This is a genomic window from Hymenobacter terrigena (genome assembly GCF_054776515.1).
Genome location: NZ_BAAHBU010000002.1, coordinates 1,024,358 through 1,050,403, shown reverse-complemented (window position 1 = coordinate 1,050,403; position 26,046 = coordinate 1,024,358). Strand labels below are relative to the sequence as shown.

Below are 26,046 nucleotides of genomic sequence, written 5' to 3'. Positions count from 1 at the left end.
TGTCATCCTTAGCGTAGCGAGGGGTGACAGGCGTTTTGCTAACTACCTATTCTACGGCAGCAGTCGGATGACAAAATTCTTCAGCGGGTTCTTCTTGATGAGCATTACCAGTTGGCCGTTGGCGTAATGGTACTCATCTTCGCGGCCGGCGCGGTGGGCGCGGTAGGTGCCATCGGCGGCGCGGGCCAGGGTGAAATAATCCCCGAAATACTCGGCAAAAGCGGTGGTGTGGCGGCCGGGCTCGCCAAAGAACATATCCGTCACGGTGTAGGTGATGGGCTGCTTTTCGGTGGCTTGATAATGGTGCTTGTACTGGTCGGCCCGGATGGCGTAATGGTCGCCCAGCCACTCGGCGCGGGACGAAAAATCGCCCTGATTGGTGTGGGCCTCCACCGTGGACAGCAGCAATTGACCGCCCCGCACGCGGTTGATGACCTTGTAGTAAATCTTCAGGTGATAAAACAGAAACGTGACCTGCACGTCGCTGACGAGGGTGGAAACCACCTCGGCGGTGCCGGGCTGGGACTGGCGCGTGGCCGTCATGGTGCCTACGCGCAGGCCGGCTACTTCAATGGCGTAGCGGCGAGTTTCGGCGGGGGCGGACTGGGAGCGCGCCCCGCCGGCCAGCCCCAATAGTATCAGCAGCGCCAGCCAATGGCGGGCGCGGGGTGGTACCCGGTAGGGCCTATTGCTCATTCAGGCTCCAGTTGTAATCGAGGTAGGAAATCTTGGTTTTGGCGTCGATTTTGGTGCTGGAATACTTATTCACCCACTTTTCCACCGACTGGCCATTCTTTTCCCAGTCGCCCTTGTACCAGTCGAAATACTTGGAAAGCTGGGCGCTGGCGGCGCTGATTTTATTCTTGGCGGGGTTGTTCAGGAAGTCGCGGCCCTGGTCGTCGAGCTGGCTTTCCAGCTTGGCCGCCGTGTAGGCCTCGTTGCGCAGGCGCGGGCACGACATCGAGGCGCACACCAGCGCGAAGTGAATGCGTGGGTCGTCGTACTTCTTGCGCAGCGTGCCGTGCTCAATGTTGTCGAGGCTCATCTTCTCTCCCCCGATGCTGAAAAACTTGATGGCCCAGGGCGTGGTCACGAAGGGAATCTTGATTTTCGAGCCAATATCCTTGATGCTCGTGACGGGGTAGTGGTCGAGTACCAGACGGATGGTGTAGGCGTTGTAGGCGTTAATCCAAAACGCCATTTGCTCGGCCTTGCTCCACGACGCAGCGGGCGCGTTCCTACTGAGCATGTCGAGGTAGCTATTGAGCGCCTGCTGGTCGGCCTTAAGGCCCTTGTAATTGACGAGGCCTTTGGCGCTCACGTATTTTTTCAGGAGCTTGTCGTAGCTGCTGTGGTCTACTGCGGTGAGGCTGGCCGCGGCCGTCGGTATGGTCAATAAACGGGGCGGTGAGGCGAAAGCAGTAGCTTTCATGAATATAGCTCCGAGCAGAGCGAGAAGAAGGGAACGGGTGATTTTCATGAAGACGGATTAGCGATGAAGCACTTGAGCGGCCTGGCTGCCGACCAATGGCAAACCGTTCGTTTACAGCATACGAGAAATAAAGCTGTGCCGATTGACGAGCTCGGGCAGCGGCCAGTGCTACTGCTGGCGGACAAAGTTTTTGCCCGTTCCAACCGGCGGCGGTGGCCCCTTCGTAAACTTGGAAAACTGCCTGTCGCGCGAATGCGGCGAAATGCAGAAATTGCCCCTGCGTCCCTTCCTTTGCTATGAAACTGAGCGTTATCATTCCCACTTTCAACGAAGCACCCAACATCGCCCGCCTGGTGGCCGAGCTGCGCCGCCACGACGCCAACGGCGCGGTAGAAATAGTGGTAGTAGACGCCCACAGCCCCGACGGCACGGCCGAGCTGGCCCGCCAGGCCGGGGCCACCGTGCTGCTGGCCCCCCAGGCCGGCCGCGCCGCCCAAATGAACCACGGCGCCGCTCACGCCACCGGCGACGTGCTCTACTTCGTGCACGCCGACGTAAGCATTCACCCCGACTACGTGGCCACCATCGGCCGGGCCGTGGCGCAGGGCCACGCGGCGGGCTGCTACCGGTTCCGGTTCGATTCGACGCATCCGCTGCTGCGCATCAATAGCTACGGCACCCGTTTTAAGGGAATTATGAGCCGGGGCGGGGACCAGACACTGTTCATCACGCGGGCGCTGTTTGAGCAGCTGGGCGGGTTCAACGAGCGGTTTGTGGTGATGGAGGACTTCGAGATTATCCAACGCATCCGCCGGGTGGCCTCGTTTCTGATTGTGCCGCAGGACGTGCTGGTGTCGGCCCGCAAATACCGGAACAACAGCTGGCTGCGCGTGCAGGTAGCCAACCTGACGGCCTTTTCGCTTTACTTCCTCAAGGTGCCCCCGGTGCGCATTGCCCGCACCTACAAAGCCATGCTTAACACCTACTAATGGCCGAAACCGTGCTCGTGACCGGTGCCAACGGCTTTCTGGGCCGGCACCTTGTGGCCGAACTGCGGCGGCGCGGCCACCCCGTGCGGGCGCTGCTGCGGCCCGGCACGCCCGCGCCATTCCCGGTCGATTGGAACATTGAATATCACGAAGCCAACCTCACCCAACCCGCCACGCTGGCCGGCGCGGCCAATGGCTGCGGGGCCATTATCCATGCCGCCGCGCTGGCCCAGGTGAACCCGGCCCGCAACCCGGCCGTGTGGGCCGCTAACCTGGGCGGCACCAAAGCTGTGCTGCGGCTGGCGCGGCGGGCAGGGGTGCGCCGGCTGGTGTACGTGGGCACGGCCAACGTCTTCGGCTTCGGCTCCAAAGCCAACCCCGGCGACGAAACCCGGCCCTACGCCGGCCGCCGCTACGGCCTTGACTACATGGACAGCAAGCGCGCGGCCACCGACCTCGTGCTGCGCACCGTGGCGCGGAAGCAGCTGCCCGCCGTGCTGGTGCACCCCACCTTCATGCTCGGCCCGCAGGATGCCAAGCCCACGTCCAACGCCCTGCTGCTGGAACTGCTGCGGGGCAAGCTGCCGGGCTATCCGCCGGGCGGCAAAAACTATGTGCACGTCCGCGACGTGGCTACGGCCACCGTCAATGCTCTCACGCAAGGCCGCGTGGGCGAATCTTACATCTTGGGCAATGAAAACCTGAGCTACCGCGAAGCCTTCGGGCTGATGGCGGGCGTGCTGGGCGTGCCGGCACCGCGTTGGCCTATTCTGCCAGGGCTGGCGACGCTTTATGGCGAGTTTTGCGATGTGAAAGCGTGGCTCACCGGCCGCCCGGCGCAGCTGAATTCGGCCATGACCTCTGTGGCCAACGACGGCCATTATTTCAATGTGCAGAAGGCCCGCCAAGAGCTGGTCCTGCCCCAAACTCCCATCGGGCAGGCCGTGGTCGAGGCGTTCGACTGGTTTAAAACCAATCATTATGTTTGATTCAAAGCCGGTGAGCAACGCTGGACTGACTGCCGTAGCGGTTCGGCTGCCCCAATTGCCGCGCACCGGGCCGTTGGCAGGCAAGGTGGCCATTGTCACTGGTTCGGAATCAGGCATTGGGCGCGAAACGGCCCGCACGCTGTGCGAAAGCGGTGCCGCCGTGGTCCTGAACGGCCGCAACGCTGAGCGGCTGGAGCATACGCGACAAACCCTGGCTGCGGCCGGCCACACCGTAGCCAGCTGCGTGGCCGATGTAACCGACTACGCGGCCTGCGAACGCCTCGTGCAAACGGCCATTGAGCACTTCGGCCAACTCGATATGCTGATAACCAACGCCAGCATTTCCATGCGCGCCTATTTCGCCGACATGGCCCCGGACGTGTTCCGGCAGGTGCTCGACAGCAATGTGTACGGCTCGGTGTATCCGCTCAAGGCGGCGCTGCCGCACCTGGTGCGCACGCGGGGCAGCGTCACGTTCATTTCTTCCATCTCGGCCCTGAATGGCATGCCCAGCGGTTCGGCTTACTGCGCCGGCAAGGCGGCCGTGGCCAACCTGGCCCACACCCTGCGGCTGGAACTGGCCGATACCGGTATCCATTTTGGCGTGGTCCACATCGGCTTCACTCAAAACGACCCCGAAAAGCGCGTGCTTGATGCCCACGGCCAGCCCGTGCCCATTGCGCACCGCCCGCCGCGCTGGCAAAAATCGCAGGCCGAAGTAGCCGCCATCATCGTGCGGCACGTGCGGAAGCGGCGGCAGCGCACCGTTATTTCGGCCCTGGGCCGAATTATCGTGCTGGTGCACTCCTACCTGCCGCGGCTCGGCGACTGGGTGGTGCTGGCCACCATCCGGCGGATGCGGCATTTCTACGAGTAGCCGCCGGAAAGTGCCGTTGTGCCGGTAGCAAGGGTTGCATTCCGGAATAGTATGTGCTGTTGCTGCTCTCACGGTGCGGCGCTGGCCCCGAACGGCGGCGCGCATGTTTCTTTGCGGCCCCGTTGGGCCTTTTTCGTTTGGGTTTTGTTGGCCAGCGTTGCTTTTATTGTCTTAGTCTATGCCGCTGCTTGAAGTTACGGATGCCCGCCTGGCGCGGCAGTTTGTGGAGTTGCCCGCCCGCCTGCATCAGGCGGTGCCGCAATACATTGGAATTCTGGAAAACGAGATTGAGGCCGTTTTCGACCCCATCAAAAACCCAAAATTTGCCAACGGCGAGGCCATTCGCTGGGTGCTGACCGATGCCACGGGCACGGTCATCGGCCGGGTGGCGGCCTTCCTCAACCGCGACGCGCCCGACGTGCAGAACCCCGACCTGCCCACCGGCGGCCTGGGTTTTTTCGAGTGCATCGACAATCAGTCGGCGGCCAACGAGCTGTTTGATGCCGCTCGGCAGTGGCTGGCCGTGCGCGGGATGCAGGCCATGGACGGCCCCATCAACTTCGGCGAGCGCGACCGCCTGTGGGGCCTGCTGATTGACGGCTTCGACCGTCCGCCAAACTACGGCATGTTCTGGCACCCGCCATATTATCAGCAATTGTTTGAGCAGTACGGTTTTCAGCTCTACTTCAAGCAGTATACCTGCTACCGCACCACGGCTGCGCCGCTGCACGCCCGTTTTGCGCAGCAGGCGAAGGAGCACGCGGCCGAATTCCGCTTTGAGCATGCCCGCAAGGCCGATGCCGAGAAGCTGGCTTATGACTTCCACCACGTATATAACCTGGCCTGGGCCAGGCACTCGGGCGTGAAGCCGATGACGCTGGACCAGGCCCGCAACATCGTGAAGGAGATGAAGCCCGTGGTGGATGAGCGCCTGCTCTGGTTCGCCTACCACGGCTCCGAGCCGGTGGCGTTTTTCATCAGCCTGCCCGAGCTGAACCAGATTTTCCGGCACGTGGGCCGGCGGCTGAACCTCATGGGCAAGCTGCGCTTCCTGTGGGCGCGCTGGCGCTTCATGCGCCGCCGCGATAAGCGCCTGTTCGGCATCATCTACGGCGTGGTGCCCGAGTACCAGGGCAAGGGCGTGGACGCCGCCATGCTGGTGTATGCCCGGCAGGCGTTCATCGACGCGGGCTACGCCGATATTGAGATGAACTGGATTGGCGATTTCAACCCGCGCATGCTGGTTACCACGCGCTCCATCGGGGCCACCATCGTGAAAACCCACGCCACCTTCCGCTACCTGTTCGACCGCGAGCGGCCGTTTGAGCGGATGCCGATAATTCGGTAAATAAACGAGTGACTGAGGGAGGGAGTGGCTGAGTGACGTTCTAAACAATCACTCAGCCACTCCCTCCCTCAGTCACTCGTTTAGAACGGATAGCCGATGGCCAGATTGAAGCGGCCGGTGGTGCTGGTAGGCGTGCCGTAGGGCGCTTGCAGCGGAATGGCGTAATCGAAGCGGATGACGAAAAACTGCACGTCGACCCGCAGGCCCACGCCCGCACCCACGGCCAGCTCCTTGAGGAACGTGCTGGCGTTGAACTGCCCATTTTTGCCATCGGGCTCACCGTTGGCGTCCACGGTTGGGCGGCTGGCGTCGGGGTTGGCCAGCCAGATGTTGCCGGCATCGAGAAACACGGCCCCTTTGAGGTAAGGAATCAGGTCCTGCCGGTACTCCACGTTGCCTTCGAGCCGAATGTCGCCCACCTGGTCGTAGAAGCTGTTGAGGCTTTGGGTGGCAGTTTGGGGGCGGTAGGTGCCGGGCCCTACGCCCCGGGCGGCAAAGGCGCGCACCGAGTTTGGCCCGCCAATGCCGTACTGCTTGGGATAGGGCAGCACGTCGGAATTGCCGTAGGGCATGCCCACGCCGGCCTGAAAGCGCGCCACAATGCGGTTGCCGGAGGCCGGGTTCGGGCTGATGCGGTAATATTCGCGGAACTCGAAATCGAATTTCAGGTACTGGCTATACTCCTGGCCGCCAATGGTGTACTTGCCGTTCGCATTCTTGCTGCCGCCAAAGGAGCTGACCAGGCCCTGGGCCAGGTTGCCACTGCCTTCGACCTGCCCGCTGAGATAAATCTGCTGGCGGCGCTGCTCCAGCACCTGCTGGTTGTAGGTGTAGCGGTAGGAGCTGGCCAGAATGAACTGCTGCTGAAACGCGCTGCGCAGAAAAGGCCGCTTGTCCAGAATGTGGGTAAACGTGTCGGTGGGCGCAAACTGAACGTAAGTGATGTCGATGGGCCGGATTTCCTGTTCGTTGGTAATCTTGGTTTTCCAGGAGTAACCGTAGTTCAGGTTGAAGAAGTTCTGGGTGAAGTAGCTTGCGCGGGTCACCAGCCGAACCCCGGCCCCGATGGTGGTGCGCGGCTGAAAATCAGAGTTGGGCAGGTGCACGTCGAGCAGCGGCAAATCGGGCACTACGAGGCGCGGAATGAGCAGCTGCGCGTTCAGGCCCAACTCGTAGCTGGTGAGGCCCACGCCGCCGCTGCCGCTGCCGGTCTGGGTTTCGGTGCTGGCCACGGCGTTGACGAGCAGCTGCTCGCCGCCGCGCAAGGCCGAGCGGTTGCGGAACGACACCGTGAGGCCCGGCCCCGTGAAGCCGTTGCTCTTGGACACCAATTGCAAATCGGCCCGGAGGCTTTTCTTTTTGAGCTGCGTCATCAGCACATCGGCGTCGAGGCGGCCGCGGCCGGCCGAGTCGCCGGCGACGGCCGGCTTCAGGCGGATTTCCACGAACTTGAACGTGTTCAGGCTCATCAGGCGGCTGATGGTCTGGTCGCGCCGCCGGCGCCGGAACAGGCTGTCCGGATACAGAAAGGTGGCGCGCGTAATGGCGCTGACCTTGAATACTTTCTCGTCGGGGTAATACTCGTATTTGCGGTACAGCACCGGCGGGCGCCGGGTGGTATCGGTCAGGATGTAGTTGGTGTTCAGCTTCACCACATCGAGCCAGTAGGGGCGCACGGCAATGGCCGGCGCGCTGCTTTTCACGCGCAGGTACACGTTCACCTTATCGTGCAGCGTGCTATCCACCTGGTACAGAATGTAGTCGGGGTTGAAGTAGAAGTAGCCCTCGTTTTTCAGCACGTTGTCGATGCGCACCCGCTCGTTGGTGAGCACGCTCAGATTATACGGGTCGCCTGCTTTGAGCAGGGTGCCGGCTTGAGCAGCGCGCACGGCGGCGTTCACGGCGGTGTCGCCTTCCGGAAAATGGATTTCCTTGATGGTGTAGACTTTGCCGGTGGTGGCCGTGTAGTCTACCTGCGCCGTTTTGCCCTTGGTTTTTACCTCGTGGGCCACCGTGCCTTTGAAGAAGCCGTTGTTGTAGAGCCGGTTGGTAATCAGGCCCTCGGTGGCGCTGATTTTCACGTCCTTCAGCAGCACCGGGGCCTCGCCAAACTTCGTGGCGAGGAACTTGCCCAGGCCCTTTTTCTTGCCCACGCCCAGGTGCCAGAAGTACAGCTTCGGCCGCTGGCCCAGAATGGAGCGGTTGGGCTTGGGCGCTATCACCGATTCCAGCTCGGTTTGCAGCACCGACTTGTTGGAGAGCTTTTCGGGCGATTTGATGATGACCTTGCTGCCGGTGTAGAGTTTCTGGCCCTCCGGGATGTAGCGCAGGCCCGAGCAGGAGGATAGAAGCAGGAACAGGGCCAGGCTGAGCAGGCGACGCACCAACCCCCTCTTTCCCGTCCCCTCATCCCCCACGCCAGGGACAGTAGGTATGCCCCGACAAACGCCATCGGGCGCCCCCAGTGGGTATGGTAAGAAGGTTTCGGTATGCCAATTACACATGCTACTGTCGTTCACTACCAACTGAATTTTTATTTCTTGAGGGCCTGCTTTGTCGTGTCTGTCCGTGCCGTAGGCTGGCTCTGGACGGAATCCTTCTCGGCTTTCTTGTCGGCTTTTTCCTGCTTGCGGTTGGCCTTGCGCTCGGTTTTAATAGCCTTCGGTACTTTCGAGAACAGTTCGTGCAGGTCGCGGTAGTCGCGTTGGAATACCAGGGCCGCGCCGGTCCGCACAATGGCGCCGTCGATGTCCTCGTAGCTGTTTTGGCGGAACACGCGCACCCGCAGGCGGCCGTCGGCCAGCAGGGTGTATTCCAGGCTCACATCGCCGGCCAGGTTGCTGGGGCTGTTCTGGCCCTGGGTGCTTTGGGTGCCGGTGTTGCCGCTCAGGGCAATGTCGGTGCCCACGCGCACGGTCAGGCGGTTGTTGAGGAGCTGGCGGCGCAGGGCCACGTTCAGGTCGGTGCGGCTGCCCTGGCTGCCGTCGGCCCCGTAGGCGGCCTGGTTGGTTACGCCCAGGTCGAGGCCGAGTCCGGCGAGGTACTTGCCAGTCAGATTGTTGAGCTGGTCGGTGAGCACGGCGCTGGCGCTGCCGCGCAGCTGCGTGGCCACCAAGCCCTCGCCGCTGCTGGTCTGGAAGGGGTTCTGGGCCACAAACCGCCCCAGAATCAGCAGCGAGAATACCTGCTTGCTGAGCTCGGAAGTCTGGTTGGGCTGGCGCAGCTGGGCCAGCTTGGCCTCCACCTGGCCATTCAGCGCGCCCCGCTGGTTTTCGGGCAGCGTGATGTCGAAGCCGATGGTGGGCTTGCTCATCTGGTCGGTCACGTTCAGCAATACATTGAATGGCAGTCGGTTGCGCGCAACCGTGGCGCTGGTAAGGTCGTCGGCGCCTTGGCCGGCCAGCAGTTCGGCCGGGGCCGCCTGCACCCTGTACACGGCTGTGATGTTGAGCGTGGCATTGTACGGGTCGCCATCCCAGACAATGGTGGAGCCCCGGCGGATGATAAAATCCCGCTGCGCCAGGCTGTAGAGCGACATGTGGTACAGCCCGCGCCCCACTTCCAGCCGTCCGCTGAGCGTGATGGTGCCATCCGGCGCAATGTTGGTGTTGAGCGTGCCGGCGGCCCGCACTTTCAGGTTGTCGCCGCTCACCGGGTCGATGACGATGGTGAACGGCGTGCGGTCCGTAATCGTGACCACGGCCGTCACGTCGTAGCCGGAGGCCGCCATTTTCACCGTATCCACGGCCACTTTTCTGGCCAGCATGGTATCGAGCGGGGCGCTTTTGTCCACAAATTCCACGATGCCCGCGCGCTCCACCGTGGTGGGCGTGGCCGTGGGCGATTCCACCGTAAGGTTGGAGCCTTCCACCACCGTCACGTTGGTATTCACTTTAATGAGTGAAACTGGCCCCGTGAGGCGGGTATCGGAGTCGAGTACCAGGCGGCCGTAGAAGAGTTGGTTGTCCTCACGGGTGCTGCGCACGGCCATGAAATCCTTGGTCGTGGCCCGCATGTCGAAGGAATAGTTGATAAAGTCCTTGCTCAGCAGGTAGCCGTTGATAACCGCTTTGTTCGAGGCCGAGTCCAGCACCGTAAAGTTGTTGAAGGCAATGCCCCGGTCATCAAACGTGAGCGACTGGTTGGGCAGGCGGAAGGGTGAGCCCAGCTGCGGCACCACAAAGCCGGCATCGTCGGAGGTGTTGAGGGTGCCGCGCACCACCGGCGCGCTCGGTGCGCCCGTCACCGTGAGCTGGCCGCGCACGTAGCCGTTGGCCTGGCGCACCTGGCCCACCGAGAAAGGCTCGATAAGTTTCAGGTTGAGGCGGTTGGCGTCCACGGTCAGGTTGAGTGGGGTAGCGCTGCTGGCGAGGTAGGTGCCGCGCACCTGCACGTCGTTGCCCGCGCCGCCCACGGTGCCAGCCGCGCCGCCGGTCAGGCGGGCGTCCACGTCGTAGCGGCTGGGCGCGGGGTTGGTGGCCCGGAAAGCAATGTCGCCAATCTGCGCCTTCTGGAACACCAGGTTTTTGATGGTGGCATCGGCCGTAAAGGCCTGATTTTTCTTGCCCAGGTTGTCGATGCGGGCCGTGCCGTTCAGGTTGCCGGCCACCAGCGAATCCTGCTGTTGCACGATGCGGGCCAGCTCGGCCAGTTCGAAATTGGTGAACGTGACGCCCAGCGGCGAGGTGCGCACCTGCGGGTTCTGGCTTTGCAAGGCCAGCGTGCTGCGGCCGTTGGTCAGGTTCAGGCCGTCGGCCACCACCTCGCCGGTGGGGTAGTAGCGCACGAAGTTGTTGGCGCCCGCCGTCCAGTTCTCGTAGTTGATAACCTGCTGCGGCGCAGCCACAAATTCATATACCACGCTGCTGTTTTTGCCGCCGCCCTGGGCCAGCGCCTGCAAAGTGCCGGCCACCGCCAGCCGCTCGCGGTTGGCCGAGTCGCCGAGGATGGCCACGCGGCTAAACAGCTTGTTATTCGCCACGTTGCCGATGATGCTGGGGCGGCGCAGCTTCAGGGTCGTGTCCTGGGCGGCCTGGGCCAGGCGCAGGCTGTAATCCAGCTTCGCGGGGTCCGAATCAACGTTCAGGCGCAGCGAATCGAGCTTGTAGTTATTATACCGAATGACGGGAATGCTGGTGTTGGCCGTGAGACGGGCCGCCTGCCGCGAGTAGTCGCCGGCCAGCGTGAAAGGCGAGATTTTCTTCAAGCCCGGCACCAGCTTGGTAGCCAGCTTCGGGTCTTTCAATTGCAGCGAGTAAGTGAAATGCCGGTCGGCTGAACTGGGCACGTATTTCACGCCGGGCACGTCGAAGTAGCGGTCCAGGTGCTGCTGCAATTCAGTAGCAATATCGCCCAGGTGCACGTTGCCATCGAGGTTCACATTGGCGATATCTGAGCTGATGACGGCCAGCGTGCGGCGGTCATTCTGCACGATGCGGCCGTTGAGCGAATCGAGCGGGAAGGGCTGGTTGTCGCGCACAATCACAATGTGCCGGCCGCTGAACGTGCCGTTCAGCGTATTCAGGTTCGAGCCGCGTAGGTTGGCCACCAGGTCGCCCTGCACCCGCAAATCGCCGCCGGTGTAGAAGCCCAGCGCCGTGAGGTTGGCCCCGCGCAGGTTCAGCTTCGTGACTTCGTAGGTCGGGTTTTTGGCGTCGCGCAGGTTCACCACGGCGCTCAGGTCAAGGTTCAGGTTGGGGTCGTTTTTGCTGCTCGCGTTGATGACGTAGCGGTTGCGGTCGAGGTCGACGGTGGCCACCACGCCGTGGTAGGTGTAGCCGTTGTAGCGGGCGCTTTGCACGGTGCTCTGCACGCGGCCCACCAGCGAGGCCGGGTTTTTCAAATCACCCGTGGCGTTGATGCGGCCCGTGGCCGTGACGCGCCCAATAGTTGGGTCCTTCAGCAGCTTGCCAAAATCGAACCCACCCACCGCGAAGGTGCCAATGAGCGGCTGCCGCCCGTTGGCCTGCGCCGCCCCCAGCTTCCCGCTGAAGGCGAGGTCGCCGTAAGTGGAGCGCAGCTTCAGGTTGGTATCGAACGCCAGCGTGGTGGGCCGGCCCCGAAAATTGCCGCTCAGCGCCAGGGTGGGCGGAATGCTGATGTTGTTCGGAATGCTACCCTTCGGCGCAAGGCTCAGGATATCGGCCCGCGAGGTGCTGAACTGCTGAATATCGAGGTCGGCATACAGCCGCGCATCCGTGTTCGGCAGGCCCTGAATCCGGCCGCGCCGGGCCTTGAGGACCGTGTTGCGCAGCCCCACAAACTCCAGGTTGCGCACCGAAAAATCGCCCACGCGCCCGGCAATCTGCCCGTTCAGCAGCACCGATTGGTTGGGCCCGGTATTAAAAGGAGAGGTGCCGGCCAGCTGCGGGGCCAGGTACAGAATGTCGCGGAAGCCCAGCCGCACGTTCCGCAAATTGCCCTCAATCTCCAGATTGGGCAGCTTTTTCACGTTGCCCAGCGCGGCCAGGCTCTCGTAGCCGATGGCCAGCGTGCGCCGGATGCGGGTGTGCGGCGTAATCAAATCGAGGCTATCCAGGCGAATCTGCACCGAGTCGTACACCACATTGGCCTTCCACGAATCGACGCGGAAGCCGCTCTGTTCCTGGCCGGCCAGATTGTCGACTTTGCCCGTGGTACGGTTTTCAGAGTAGCTCAAATCGTGCGTGTTGAGCACGAGGTCGGTGAAATTGAGGTGATTGTAGTCGAGCGCCGGAAGGCGGGTGCGTTGCTTCGGCTGGTTGAAGTTGTCGAACTTCACCGCCAGCCCGCTGATATCGGACTCATCCAGCAGCACGCGCCAGCCCGGCGAAGCGGCAGCCTGGCCTGTAATGGCCTTGGCCTTGTCGGTGGCCTCGTCCAGCTTGCGCACGGCCTCGGCGGGGTTCACCACGCGTTCGGCCACGGGCACGGCCTCATTCTGGGCGTAGGCGAAGGTGGTGTTTTTGAGCGTCAGCTTGCTCAGGTTCACGCGCTGCTTTTGCAGGTCGATGTTCTTGGCGGTGATGTCGGCCAGGCCGATATTGGTGCTGATGAACTGCGCCGCCGGGGCATTCTTATAGGTAAACTGCACGCTGTCGAGCGCGGCGTGGTTCAAGCCAAACTGTAACGTGAGTGGCTTGGTGGGGCCCGGGTGTGCCACCTCCGGGGCCGTTTTGGTTTGCACGATGCTGATGGCCGAGCGGTGCAACGCCGCGTTATCCACTTTGTAGATGGACTTATCCACATCTACCTCGTCCATATTCGCTGTGAACTCGCCAACGCGGGCCCGAATGTCGGAACCCGTTACCTGGTCATTCTGCGTGAAGTAGATGTTGGTGAGCCGCGCCTTGCCGATGTCGTATTTCAGGGCCGAGGCGGTGGTGTCCACCGGCGCATTGGGGTCGACGAAAGCATCGATGATGAAGTCGTAGTTGTTCACCGAATCGGGTTCGGTGCGCGTGAGGCGCACGCGGCCGTCGTTGAGCTCCACGTTGGAAATATTGACCTGGCTGTGCAGCAGCGCCCAGATATCGAGGTCGACGCCGAGGTGGCCAACCGACAGCAGCGTGTCGCGCTTCTGGTCTTCCAGGTACACGCCGTCGAGGTTGATGGCGTGGCGGAAATCGGTCCGGAATTTCCCGATGCGGACTTCCGTTTTGAGCTTGCTGCGCAGGTAGCTTTCGGCTTTGCCGGCCACAAAGTCCTGCCCCGAAGGGAATTGCAAGAACACCACCACTCCGATGACGAGGAGCAGGACCAGGGCTATTAACCCCAGAATTCCGTAGAGGGCACGACGCAGAAAAGTGGACAAGGCGGAGGGTAATTAGCAGCAACACAATGCAGGGGCAGCTTCCCAAACGCAAAACGCACGGCTGGGGTTGGCCGTTGGCCAGTTGTCCCGCCAGTCGAACGCGAGCCCGCTTCGCTGCGTAAGCCCCCGCCCGGACGGCCATCTGTGCGCAACCGTTTGAGCATCCCAAGGCTATTCCGGCTTTATAAATCCTCCCTTGGCGAGTCCCTATCTTGCGCATCCCAAACCCCACCGCTTGCCCATGACCCTACGTTTTTCTCTTCCCTACCGCACCGTATTCGGCCAGCGCCTGGCCGTGTGCGGCTCTCACCCTGACCTAGGCAGCTGGCAGCCCAATGCCGCCGCCGACATGAACTACGACGAGGCCAGCACTTGCTGGAGCATCGAGCTGACCATGCCCGATGCCGCCGGCGAGCTTACCTATAAGTATTTGCTGCGCGATGCCAACACCGGTGCCGAGCACTGGGAAGCCGGTCCGAACCGCAGCATCGCCTATGATGCCGCCCGCACGCAGCACCTGCACCTGGCCGACTACTGGCGCGCCCCCGCCCAGCCCGAAAACGAGCTGCTGACCGCCGCTTTCACCAAAGCCCTGTTCCGCCGTCCGGCCAAAGCCACGGCCGCCGAAACTCCGGCTGCGCCCGCCAAAAAAGCCAAAGCTCCCGCCGCGGCCAAAGGCACGAAAGCCGCCAAAGCCACGGCCGAAGCTGCCCTGGCATCAACCCCGGATTCCCAAACAACCAAAACGGCCGCCGGCGAAACCACTTTCCGCCTCCTGGCCCCGCGCGTAGCCCCGCAGCACGGTCTCTGCATCCTCGGCTCCGACCCCGCGCTGGGGGCCTGGGACAACACCAAAGCCCTCGTGCTTTCGGATGCTGACTATCCCACCTGGAGTGGCACCGTGACGTTGACGAACCCCGGCGAAAACTGCTACTATAAATACGCCATGTGGGACGCCGCCGGCCACGCCCTCGACATGGAAGGCGGTGAAAACCGCGTGGTGCCCGCCACGCAGGACCGCACCGTGGCCCGCGTTTTCAACGATGAAGCCTACCAGTACCTCGACGCCTGGCGCGGGGCCGGCGTGGCCCTGCCCGTGTTTGCCATGCGCAGCGCCGTCGGCCTCGGGGTAGGGGAGTTCTCCGATTTGAAGCTGCTGACCGATTGGGCCGTGCAAACCGGCCTCAAGCTGGTCCAGATTCTCCCCATCAACGACACCACGGCTACCCACACCTGGGTCGACTCGTACCCCTACGCCGCCATTTCGGTGTTTGCGCTGCACCCGCAGTTCATTCACCTCGAAGGCATTGCCGCGCTCAAGGACAAGAAAGCCGCCAAAGAGCTGGCCGAGCTGAAAGCCGAGTTCAACGCCAAGGATTTCGTGGATTACGAGCCGATGATGAACGCCAAGTGGAAGTTTCTCAAGCTGCTCTATAAGCAGGAGAAAGCCGCCTTCCTGGCCGACCCCGAGTACCGCGAATTCTACACTAGCCAGGCCGACTGGTTGGTGCCCTACGCCGCCTTCTCGGCCCTACGCGACCGGTACCACACCGCCGATTTTCAGCAGTGGCCCGAGCAGTTCCGCACCCCGAAAAACCTGGCCGAACTCACCGCCGAAACCGCGCCCGACTACGACGACTACGGCCTGTTTTTCTTCACCCAGTACCACCTCGACAAGCAGTTGCGCGCCGCCGTGGACTACGCCCGCTCGCGTGGCGTGGTGCTCAAAGGCGACCTGCCCATCGGCATCTACCGCCACTCGGTAGACGCCTGGACCCAGCCCGAGCTCTACCACATGGACAGCCAGGCCGGCGCCCCGCCCGATGACTTCTCGACCACCGGCCAGAACTGGCGCTTCCCCACCTACAACTGGCAGCGCATGGCCGAAGACGGCTACCTGTGGTGGAAGCAGCGCATGGGCCACCTTGCCCGCTACTTCGACACCCTGCGCATTGACCACATCCTCGGCTTCTTCCGCATCTGGGAGATGCCCATTGAGTCGGTGGAAGGCTTGCTGGGGCACTTCGCGCCGGCCCTGCCGCTGCACCGCCACGAGATTGAACGCCGCCTGGGCTGGTTCGATTCCTCGCGCCTTTGCGAGCCGTATATCCGCTGGCACATGCTCCAGGATATTTTCCAGGGCGAGGCTCAGAACGTGTTTGACGAGTACCTGGACGATGCCAGCTACGGCCGCATCCACCTGAAGGAGCACGTCGACAACCAGCGCAAAATCGAAGCCTACATCGCCCAAAAAATCGCCACCTACCCCGAGCACGCCGAGTATTTCGCCTGGCTGCAAAAGGGCCTGTTTGCCTTGGTGAATGAAGTTCTCTTCGTGCCCGCCGGCAACGACTTCTACCACCCGCGCATCACCCTGAATAAGAGCTACTCGTTCCGCGAGCTGGACTCTGACGAAGACCGCCGCCGCCTCTACGACGACATTTACGTGGACTTCTTCTTCCGCCGCCACGAGGAGTTCTGGCGGCAGCAGGGCCTCGTGAAGCTGCCGCCCGTGCGCTACGCCACCGACATGCTCATCTGCGGCGAAGACCTGGGCATGGTGCCCGCCTCGGTGCCCGGCGTGATGAAGGAGCTCGGCATTCTGGGCCTCAACATCCAGCGCATGCCCTCGAACCCCGAAACCGAGTTCGGTCACCCCGATACCGCGCCTTACCTGAGCGTGGTCACGACCAGCAGCCACGACATGAGCACCATCCGCGGCTGGTGGGAGGAAGACCGGGTGCGCACCCAGCGTTTCTTCGAAACCATCCTCGGCCACTGGCGCGAGGTGGCTCCGTTCTACTGCGAGCCCTGGGTGGCGCGCGAAATCCTGGTGCAGCACCTGCACTCGCCGGCCATGTGGGCCATTTTCCCGCTCCAGGACTTGCTGGCCATCGACGGTCACCTGCGCCGTGCCAACCCGCACGACGAGCAAATCAACGTGCCCAGCAACCCCACCCATTTCTGGAAATACCGCCTGCATCTCCCACTGGAAGAACTGGTGGACGCCGTGGGCTTCAACGTGCCGCTACGGGAATTGGTGAGCGCCAGCGGGCGCGGGTAGCACCTATCTAAATGGCAACGCCCACAAACGGGGCAAAAAGAAACGGCCAGTCGGATTTCGACTGGCCGTTTCTTTTTGCCCGTTTGCTAGCCGATATACAGTCCGTTTTACTGCCATTTGATAGCACAGAAAAGGATGAAATTTCGAGTCGAACTGCGGTCGAAATATATAACTTATTTTATAATAAACTTATTTTTATAAAGCTCGTCAGTACTGAGCTATTTCCTGTAGTCTAGTACAAATTTTACTCATGCAATCCGATAAGGATGTTGATTTCGTATGCACAAAAACCCGTTAAATACAATATTTAAAGCATGTAATGGCATCTTATTGATATGGGAAGGAGAAAAAATAACTTTGCATGCAGACATCAAAGCAAAGAAAAACACTGCTTGATGAGGGTGAATTGCTGCATTTGTACGCCTGTTGTTGATTATGCTATTCCCAATTATGGAAAATTATTTAGGATTTTATTTAGTAATAATTGTTTCGCCTGGTCGGTTGTCTGATGCTGCCCATTTTGGTAGGTGTGAAACCGGTCTTTCGTCCGGAATGATGCCCCTTTTGTCGAAGTTCACTTCCCTGCCTCTGCCTTACGGATAGTTTTGTAGCCGATTTAAAAGGTGTGTTACGCACTGATTAATGCTGCCTTTTGCTTTAGAAACAACGACTTACTAATAATAAATTTTTCTCTTACCATTCTGCGTATTTTTATGAAACAAAGCTTACCACTCGCAGCGGTGCTGTGGCTGTGCATAGGCAGTGTATGGCAAGCCGAGGCCCAGTGCACTAGTACCAGTTCGGTAGCTTACACGACGGCCCCGGCTACTAATCCAACGCCAAAGAAGACGGCAACGGAGACGGCCCAGGGCATTAGCTTCACATACAGTGGCTATAACCTGGCAAATGCCGCGAGCTCCAGTCTCGACCTATTTGAACACTCAACGCTCAACGCCGCGCAAATTTCCGGCCCGGCCCTTATCTGGCGGCAACAGCGGGCGTCGACCGTGCCGGCAGGTACTGCTAACTCGGAATACGACCCCAACAGCCCTTACAACGCCTACGTGACGTTGACGTTTGACCGGGAAGTGTCGAACCTGACGTTTGTGGTGCAGGACATTGACAAGGGGCTGCAGGGATTCACTCCGGACGGCGGCAGCACTTATACCGACGAGTTTATTCTCTCGGCCAAGAACGCCGCTGGCACGGCCGTTACCTTGCCGAGCACCGGCGTTACATGGGGCCCCAACAAGACCAGTGACTACATTTCTTACGCCTCAGGCGCTATCAGCGTCGCGGGCATTACGGCCGCTTGGCAGGGCGCGCGGGGCAACTCGTTGAACGGTACCTCGAATGCAGCCGATGCTAACGGAACCACTACGTTTACTTTTGCCAGCCCGGTAAAGACGGTGGTGCTGAGCTTCCGCAACCTCAACACGCAGATGACTACTTATAGTGGCGCTAATAACCCTACACGTCTGCAAACCATCGGCATCCAGAGCATTTCGTGGTGCGGGCAGGCCGATGTGACGACGACCCTGGCGGCCCCGGCCACGTTATCGGCCGGCGTACAGTCGGGCAACTACACGGCTACCTACACCAACAACGGCCCCGGCATAGCGGCCAGCACCACGCGCACGGTAACCGTGCCCGCTAACACCGCTTCGGCGGTGACCACGGCCGTGGCCGGTGCCAACGTAGCAGGCAGCCAGGCGGCGGGCTGGACCATTACTTTCCCAGCCGGTACCAACGTGGCTGCCGGCGCAGGCGGCGCTGTAAGCTACAGCTTCACCGTAACGCCCCTTGCAGTTGCCAGCATCGCTGTTACCAGTGCCACAACCACGACCGACGACGAAGGCGCCAATACGGCGACCAACACGGCCAGTGTCACGACTGCCGTGACCCCCATTGCTGACCTGACTACCACCCTTGCCGGGCCAGGCTCGCTGACGGCGGGCCTGCAATCAGGCAACTACACGGTAACTTATACCAACAACGGACCATCGGTAGCTGCCAGCACCACGCGCACCGTAACGATTCCGAACACTTACGTAACAGCTGTCACCCCTTCGGCGGGTTCGGTGTCAAATACGGGAGGCAACTTCGTAATTACCTTCCCGGACGGCACCAACGTGGCTGCCGGTGCGGCCGGTACGGTGAGCTACACCTTCACCGTAACGCCTTCGCTTACGGCGACCGGCAACCCCATTGCGGCCACTAGCACCACAGCCCCGGGCACCGGTGGCACTAGCGAGGGTGCCAATGCTGCCACCAACTCGGCCAGCGTGAGCTATACGCCGGGCGCTGTGGCCGACGTATCGGCTTCCTTCAGCAGCGGCCAGGCCGACAACTCAACCGTAGCAGCTGGTACGACCGTGACTTACGGCGTAACCTTTACCAACGCCGGCCCTTCGACGGCCGCCGGCGTAACCCGCACGGTGAGCATTCCGGCGGGTGTGCCCAACGTTATGGCTGCGGGTGGTAATGTCACGGGCAGCCAGGCAGCAGGCTGGACCATTACCTATCCCGGCGGCAGCATCGCGCCGCTCAACTCGGTTACTTACAGCTTCAGCATCGGGGCTCCGGCTACCGGTCCCATTACCTTGACGGCAGCCACCACCACGACCACCGGCCAGGGCAGTAACACGCTGGCCGACTCGGGCACGCGTACGCTGAACGTGACGCCGGTGACCGTGAGCGGCACCGTGTACGACGACGTGAACTACGGCGGTGGCGCGGGCCGCAGCTTTGCCACGGCCAACACCTCGGCCACGGGCTCGGGCTTCGCCAACAACGCCATCGGGCGCGCGGGCGCAACGGTGGAGATTTACACCAACACTGGCGCTTTCGTGGGCACGACCACGACCGGCACCAACGGCGCGTATTCCTACAACCTGCCGGTGGCGGGCACTTATACGGTGCGGGTGGTGAACTCGACCGTGACTTCGGTGCGCACGCCGGGAGCTACCGGCGTGGTGCCGGTGCAGACCTACGTGGCCGGCAACGCGAACCGGGTGGGTGGCGAATACCCACAGTATGTTGATGCGGCTGCCAACACCGGCAGCCAGACCTTGGCTAGCCTGAGCAGCGGCAGCGTTACACCCGAGTCGATTTACACCGCATCGTTCAGCGCCGTTTCCACGACTGGAATTGACTTTGGCTTCAACTTCGATACGGTGGTAAATACCAACGACGTGGCCACCGTTACCGGCAACAACGCCCAGGGCTCGCTGCGTCAGTTCATCCTCAACGCCAACGCGCTGTCGAACATCAATTTGAACCAAGTGCCGGCCAGCACCGGCGGGGCCGACCCGGCAGCGGGTATAGAGACGAGCATCTTCATGATTCCGGACGGGCTGGGCCACCAGGGCCTCACGGCTTACAATGCCACGACCAACCCCGGCCTGATTTCAGGATTGAGTGCAAACGGGGTGGCCGTCATCACGGCTGCTAATAGCGCTTTGCCGTCCATCACCGATGCCAACACCAGCATCGACGGCACGACGCAGACGCAGAACGTCGGCAATACCAACAATACGACCCTGGGCGCGGGCGGTGCCACCGGCATAAAGGTGGGCACAGCGGCCACTACGCTGAGCCAACTCAACGGCCCGGAAGTGCAGATTGTGGGCACCCAGGGTGCGACCGGTTCCGACATCGGCCTCAACATTCTGGCCAATAGCACTACGGTGACCGGCATTGCCATCTACGGCTTCGGGAACACCGGCGGCGGTGCTGCCGGCACGGGCAACACCGGCCAAGCTGCGAACATTGTAGTGGGTGCGGGGGCCGTATCGGGCATTACGCTCACGGGCAACGTCATTGGTACGGCAGCCAACAGCTTCACCGACCCCGGCACCACGGCCCGCACCACGGCTTACGGCATCTTGTTCTCCGGCAACCCCAATGCTACGCTCACTACGGCGCTGGTCAGCAACAACCTGATTGGCTACAACGGCACGGGCGGGGTTGAAATCCGCGACCTCGCGCAGGGCAACGGCACCGCTACCGGCGCGTACGTGGCCGGCACTTCGACGGGCATTTTCGTGGAAAACAACGAAATCCGCAACGGCTCTATTTATGCGACGGCCGGTGATGGGGTATCTTCCTCGGTTGGCGGCGGCATCGTGCGCAACAACCTGTTTGCGAACAACGCCGGTCCGGGCGTTGACATTCTGGCTACTACGGCCAACATGGTGGTGTATAACAACACCATCAGCGGCAACGGCGTGGGCAACGCCGCCGGCGTGGGCCAGACCCCCGGCATTCGGGTAAACGGCTCGGGCAGCAACATTAGCCAGAACGTTATCAACGGCAACTACGGCGCTGGCGTGCTGGTGCGGCCCACGGCCTCGAACACGACCATCACGCAGAACTCCATCTTCGATAATGGCACTGTGGTGTCCTCGAACGGCACCGCAGCTTCGGGCCAGCTGGGCATCGACCTGGTACCAACCGGCGGCGACATCAATACAGGCGGCACCGCTCCGAACGTAACCGTTAACGACAACGGCGACAGCGATACCGGCGGCAATGGCCTGATTAACTTTCCCGTAATTCAGTCGGCCACCATCCGCAACGGCAACCTAATAGTAACCGGCTTTGCCACTCAGAATTCGGTGGTGGAGCTGTTCGTTGCCGACAACCTTACGACCACGAACAGCTTTGGCCAAGGCAAAACCTACCTGGCTAGCCGCACCGAAGGCCTGGCCGGCAACGACGGCGATGCCACCACGGGCAGCTACGCCCCCAACGTCAACGGCTTGAACCAGGGCACGGAGACGGGCCAGCAGCGCTTCCTGTTCACCATTCCGTTGTCTTCGCTGAGTGCGGCCCAACTGAGTGCGCTGAACACCACCAATGCCAAGCTAACCGCCACGGCCACGCTGGCCACGCTCACTAACGGCAACCAGGGCACTTCGGAGTTCTCGGGTACCGCTGCGGTGCTGCAAGCGCCTACGGCCAACAACGACTTCGCCACGACCACGGCCAACCCGGCCGCACCGGTCACCTTCAGCGCCATCGGCAACGACACCCCGGCCGACGGCTCCCTCGTGGGCACGAGCATCAACCTGAACCCGAACAACATTGCCGGGCAGTCGGCTACCACCTTCACGGTGGCCGGCCAGGGCACTTTCACCACCGCGGGCGTAGCCGCCGGCTCGGTGAAATTCACGCCGGCCAATAGCACGTTCACGGGTAACGTAACCATTCCTTATACCATCAGCAACAGCGAAGGCGTGGTATCGAACCAGGCCAATCTAACCGTGTCGGTAACGCCGGTGCTGGATTTGGTAACTGCCATCACCGGTCCTTCCAACAACAGCAGCGTGACCGCCGGTGCCGCCCTCAGCTACACCGTGACGGCCCAGAACGCCAGTGCCATTGCGGCCAGCAACGTGACCCAGACGCTGCAGCTCGTGCCCGGCCTAACCAGCAATGGCGGTACGGTGAGTTTCACCATCAATGGCACGACCAGCGGTACGCCTACTTATGATAATACGACGGGCCTCGTGAACTTCACCCCCACGCCCATTGCGCTGGCGGCCAACACCACGAACACCTACGTGGCCAACTTCACCAAAGCGCCCGCCAGCGGCCCGATTACGGCCACGGCCAACATCGGCAGCACGGCCGGCAGCAACGGCCCGGAGCTGAACCGCACCAACAATTTCGCCACGAACACGGTGAACATTACGCCTTCCTACGATGTATCGACCAGCATCGTGGGCTCGGTAGACGGCGCGGGTGCAGCGGCTTCGGTGGTTTCTGGCAGCCTTGTTACCTACCTGGTGCGCACCACCAACGCGGCCGGTGCAGCTTCGCTGGCGCCCAACGTCATTCAGACGGTGACCTTCGACGGAAACCTGACCGTGGCGGCCGACGGCTCGGCTACCGGCCTCTACATCTCGAACGGCGGCACCGCGGCTTATAACTCGGGCACCAACAAAACGGTGGTGACTTTCCCAACGCTGAGCACGCTGCCCATCGGCCAGACGGTGATGAACACCATCAGCTTCGCGGCACCGGCTATCACAGCCGGCACTTCCTACAACGCCACGGCCAACGTGCAGGCTAACGGCGCCGCCACTCCGGGCGCTTCCAACCCCGGCGATACCAATACGGGCGCCGCCTCGAACGACGCGGCTACGGTGAGCACGACGGTAATTGCCGGCGCGGGCACCCCTGCCAACGTCTACACTACTATCAGCTCGAACCAGTCGGTGACCACCGCTGGTACTACCGTAACCCTGACGGTGGTGGCTGGTAACCGCGGCGCAGGCACTGCCGCCACTGTGGTACAGCAAGTGCAGCTGCCCGCCGGCCTCACTGGCCCGGGCACCGGTGGAACTGTTGTCGTAAACAACGGCACATACAACTCGACTACGGGCATTGTGACCTTTAACAACATTGCCAGCCTCACGCCGCAGGCTACCAACCCGTCGCCCTTCACCATTCAGTTCAACGCTCCGGCCGCCGGCCCGGTGCTGGCTACCGCTACTGTACGTTCGGCCAACACCGACCCCGTGCCGGCCGATAACGTAGCCGAAGTGAAAGTGGACATCGCCACGACCACCGACGTGAGCACCTCGCTGGCCGGCCCGGCCACTGCCACCGTGGGCCAGGCCGTGACCTACGCCGTGACCACCGCCAACCCCGGGGCCAACACCGCCTACAACGTGGTGCAGACCGTGCAATTGCCCGCCGGCCTGAACGCTAATGGCGGCGTGACCTTCGCCGGTACCACCACCGGTACCTATGACAACGCGACGGGCCTAGCCACTTTTATGCTGACCAGCCCCCTGGCTGCTGGCAGCCGCCAAGTGAACACCCTCACCTTCACGGTGCCCGGCAGCGTGATTACCGACCCCTCGGCCGCCACTGCTGGCAGCAACCAGCTGGCCCTGCTGGCCGCCGTGCGCACCTCGACCACCGAGACCAGCAGCACCAACAACTCGGCTGCCACAGTGCTGGCCGTGACGCCCGCCGCTGATGTGGTAGTGGCCGTAAGCGGCCCGACCTCGGCCCTGTCCGGCAGCCCCGTGACCTATGGCGTGACGACGACCAACAATGGCCCCGTGCCGGTCGCTTCCATCATCCCAACCCTGCAATTGCCCGCCGGCCTGACCACCAGCGGCGGCACGGTACTGGTGAACGGCACCGCCGCCGGAGCCAGCTACGACAATGCGACCGGTCTCGTCACCTTCGCTACGGTAAGCAACCTGCCCAACGGCGGCAGCGTGGCCAACACCGTGACGGTGCAGATGCCCGACGTGACACAGCTGGTGCCCGTAGCCCGGGCCCAGGTCGGCAGTGCCACCATCGACACCGACCTCAGCAACAACCGCGCGGATGCGCTCACCACCATCACCAATACTGCGGTAGTGGGCACGGCTGATTTGAGCACGACCATCAGCATTGCGGGTGGCGTGAGCACGGTAACTCCCGGCACTTCGGTGACCCTCAACGCAACCTTCAGCAACCTGACGGGCGGCATCACGGCTACCACGGTGGTGCCCCGGGTGCAGCTCCCGGCCGGCCTGGCCAACGGCGGCAACGGGGTGACCGTATCCGGTGGTGCCGGTGGCGCTTACAATAACGTGACGGGGCTGGTAACCTGGAACTCGGTAAACTCGCTCGCTTCGGGCGCAGCCGCCCTCACAGGCTACAACGTGACCTTCAAGGCCCCGGCCAGCGGTTCGGTAACCGGTACCTCCTTCGTGTCCTCGGCCGTGGCCGATGCCGTAGCTAGCAACAATGCCAACAGCACGACCATCACCGTGACCTCGCAGGTTGACGTGACTACCGGTGTGAAAGGCCCCGTGGCCGCCCTGGCTGGCAGCCGCGTAACCTACGCCGTGGTGACGACCAACAACGGCCCTTCGCCTTCTGGCGTGGTGACGCAGACGGTGACCATCCCAGCTACAGCCACCAACATCAGCTTCCCGGCGGGCAGCACCCAGGCCGCGGCTTCGGGCGGTACCATCACCATCACCTTCCCGCTGATTAACACCATGAGCGTGACCCCGGGCGGCGATGTGGTGAACTACGTGTCCTTCGACGCGCCCAACGCCAACTACACGGTGTCGGCCACGGCCAGCACCCCCGGCGACACCAACGCCGGCAACAACACGGTGGCCACGCCCTTCGCTACGGCCGTCGACCAGGCTCCTACGACTTACGACGTAGTGAATACCCTACCGAGCTTCCTGACCGGTGTTATTGGCAGCACGGCCGGCCCCATCAAAATCTCGCCCCTGGTGGGCGCCGATGCCGATGCCGGCCAGACCGCCACGCTGACCTACACGCTGACCTCGCTGCCGCTTGCCACTACGGGCATTCTGTATCTGGATGCCGCTGGTACCAGCCCTGCCCAGACCGGCGTAGCTTACTCGGCTACGCAGGCTGCCAACCTGTACTTCGACCCGCGCGGCACCATCCTGCCCACGGACCCGACGTATGTCGGCAACGCTGCCTTCTCCTACACGACTACCGACACGCCTGGTCTGACTTCGCCCCCGGCCCTGTACACCATCGCGGTGGGCAAGGACGAGAAATCGACCGCTGTAACCTCTGCCACCAAAGGCCGCACGGTGAAATACCAGAATAACGACGTTGTTGCGAACCTGATTGACTTGAACACGGTGAAATACAACGCCGATGGCTCGCTGCCCTTCGGCAAGTACCTGGCCGACCGCAGCGTGAACCCAACGCCGACCAATGGCGGCCTCACCAGCGTAGTGCAGACGGGCGGTACGCTGGCCGCCGGCCTGGCCATGGATGCCGCCACGGGCCAGCTCTACGTTTCGGACCGCACCGCCCTGCGCTCGGGTACTTACTCGATAACGGTGACTACCATCGACGCCAACGGCGGCACCAATACGCTGACCTACTCCTACACCATCGGCGACTTCCCGCTGCCGGTAGAGCTGACGGACTTCACGGCCACGGCGGTGAAAAACCTCGACGCGGCGCTGCTGTGGCACACGGCCCAGGAGAAGAACAACGACCACTTCGAAGTGGAGCGCAGCCTCAACGGCACGGATTTCATGAAAATTGGTGAAGTGAAAGGCCAGGGCAGCAAAACCACCGCCACCGAGTACGCCCTCACCGATGCCGGCATCGGCCCCAAGGCCAAAGGCCTGGTGTACTACCGCCTGAAGCAGGTGGATACGGACGGTGAAACGAGCTATTCCCCCGTGCGCACGGTGACCTTCAGCACGACGCTGGTACCGGCCATCACGCTGTTCCCGAACCCCACCACCTCCGGCACTCAGCTCGACCTGACCCAGCTGCCCACCGGCCGTTACCAGGTGAGCGTGCTCGACGCCACTGGCCGCATCGTGCTCAACACGACGCTCGAAGCCGGCCTGGCCCACGCCCTGGACCTGAACACCATTGCCAGCGGTAGCTACAACGTGCTGGTGCGCGGCCAGGCCAACGGCCAGAACATCAACCTGACCAAGCGCCTCATCAAGGAATAACTGATGAGGCCCCGGCCCCCGGCCGTTGCATACAAAAAAGCCCTCCCCGCACGGGGAGGGCTTTTTTGCG

General features: G+C 62.2%; 10 protein-coding genes. 6 read left to right on the top strand and 4 right to left on the bottom strand.

The window, feature by feature from the left end; translation table 11 throughout:
* Positions 1-51: 51 nt before the first annotated feature.
* Positions 52-696, bottom strand: coding sequence for a DUF6134 family protein (locus ACYU7Q_RS11260; protein ID WP_460609518.1), 645 nt, complete (start codon positions 694-696; stop codon positions 52-54).
* Positions 686-1,396 carry a DUF547 domain-containing protein gene (locus ACYU7Q_RS11255; RefSeq protein ID WP_460609517.1) on the bottom strand — a complete coding sequence of 237 codons (711 nt, stop codon included), beginning with the start codon at positions 1,394-1,396 and terminating at the stop codon, positions 686-688. Before ACYU7Q_RS11255 ends, ACYU7Q_RS11260 begins: the two co-directional genes overlap by 11 nt.
* A 332-nt stretch (positions 1,397-1,728) precedes the next feature.
* Between ACYU7Q_RS11255 and ACYU7Q_RS11250 the strand changes: the two genes are divergently transcribed.
* The 4 genes from ACYU7Q_RS11250 to ACYU7Q_RS11235 all read left to right on the top strand — a co-directional run bounded on the left by ACYU7Q_RS11250 (position 1,729) and on the right by ACYU7Q_RS11235 (position 5,635).
* A complete protein-coding gene (locus ACYU7Q_RS11250) occupies positions 1,729-2,421 on the top strand; it encodes a TIGR04283 family arsenosugar biosynthesis glycosyltransferase (RefSeq protein WP_460609516.1) in 693 nt (230 codons plus the stop codon).
* The gene (locus tag ACYU7Q_RS11245; RefSeq protein ID WP_460609515.1) at positions 2,421-3,410 is read left to right on the top strand and encodes a Rossmann-fold NAD(P)-binding domain-containing protein; all 990 of its coding nucleotides are present in this window, start codon (positions 2,421-2,423) and stop codon (positions 3,408-3,410) included. The genes ACYU7Q_RS11250 and ACYU7Q_RS11245 overlap by 1 nt, the downstream gene beginning before the upstream one ends.
* On the top strand, positions 3,403-4,287 hold the full coding sequence (locus ACYU7Q_RS11240) for an SDR family oxidoreductase (RefSeq protein ID WP_460609514.1): 885 nt from the start codon (positions 3,403-3,405) through the stop codon (positions 4,285-4,287). Before ACYU7Q_RS11245 ends, ACYU7Q_RS11240 begins: the two co-directional genes overlap by 8 nt.
* 178 nt (positions 4,288-4,465) lie before the next feature.
* The gene (locus ACYU7Q_RS11235; RefSeq protein WP_460609513.1) at positions 4,466-5,635 is read left to right on the top strand and encodes a hypothetical protein; all 1,170 of its coding nucleotides are present in this window, start codon (positions 4,466-4,468) and stop codon (positions 5,633-5,635) included.
* A gap of 80 nt (positions 5,636-5,715) precedes the next feature.
* On the opposite strand, the gene tamL is transcribed toward ACYU7Q_RS11235, so the two are convergent.
* Positions 5,716-8,019 (bottom strand): translocation and assembly module lipoprotein TamL, encoded by a 2,304-nt coding sequence (gene tamL / locus ACYU7Q_RS11230; protein WP_460609512.1) that lies wholly within the window; start codon positions 8,017-8,019, stop codon positions 5,716-5,718.
* Positions 8,020-8,168: 149 nt separating this feature from the next.
* Positions 8,169-13,427 carry a translocation/assembly module TamB domain-containing protein gene (locus ACYU7Q_RS11225; protein WP_460609511.1) on the bottom strand — a complete coding sequence of 1,753 codons (5,259 nt, stop codon included), beginning with the start codon at positions 13,425-13,427 and terminating at the stop codon, positions 8,169-8,171.
* A 241-nt stretch (positions 13,428-13,668) separates the two neighbouring features.
* On the opposite strand from ACYU7Q_RS11225, the gene ACYU7Q_RS11220 reads away from it, so the two are divergent.
* Together ACYU7Q_RS11220 and ACYU7Q_RS11215 are read left to right on the top strand one after the other, a co-directional pair.
* Positions 13,669-16,491, top strand: a complete 2,823-nt coding sequence (locus ACYU7Q_RS11220) for a 4-alpha-glucanotransferase (protein WP_460609510.1) — start codon at positions 13,669-13,671, stop codon at positions 16,489-16,491.
* Positions 16,492-17,204: 713 nt separating this feature from the next.
* Positions 17,205-25,976: a right-handed parallel beta-helix repeat-containing protein gene (locus tag ACYU7Q_RS11215; protein ID WP_460609509.1), complete on the top strand. Its 8,772-nt coding sequence runs from the start codon at positions 17,205-17,207 to the stop codon at positions 25,974-25,976.
* Positions 25,977-26,046: the final 70 nt, after the last annotated feature.

Coding starts and splice junctions, on each gene's coding strand:
- ACYU7Q_RS11260 (WP_460609518.1), bottom strand. CDS start 696: ATGAGCAATAGGCCCTACCGGGTACCACCCCGCGCCCGCCATTGGCTG.
- ACYU7Q_RS11250 (WP_460609516.1), top strand. CDS start 1,729: ATGAAACTGAGCGTTATCATTCCCACTTTCAACGAAGCACCCAACATC.
- ACYU7Q_RS11245 (WP_460609515.1), top strand. CDS start 2,421: ATGGCCGAAACCGTGCTCGTGACCGGTGCCAACGGCTTTCTGGGCCGG.
- ACYU7Q_RS11240 (WP_460609514.1), top strand. CDS start 3,403: ATGTTTGATTCAAAGCCGGTGAGCAACGCTGGACTGACTGCCGTAGCG.
- ACYU7Q_RS11235 (WP_460609513.1), top strand. CDS start 4,466: ATGCCGCTGCTTGAAGTTACGGATGCCCGCCTGGCGCGGCAGTTTGTG.
- ACYU7Q_RS11220 (WP_460609510.1), top strand. CDS start 13,669: ATGACCCTACGTTTTTCTCTTCCCTACCGCACCGTATTCGGCCAGCGC.
- ACYU7Q_RS11215 (WP_460609509.1), top strand. CDS start 17,205: ATGAAACAAAGCTTACCACTCGCAGCGGTGCTGTGGCTGTGCATAGGC.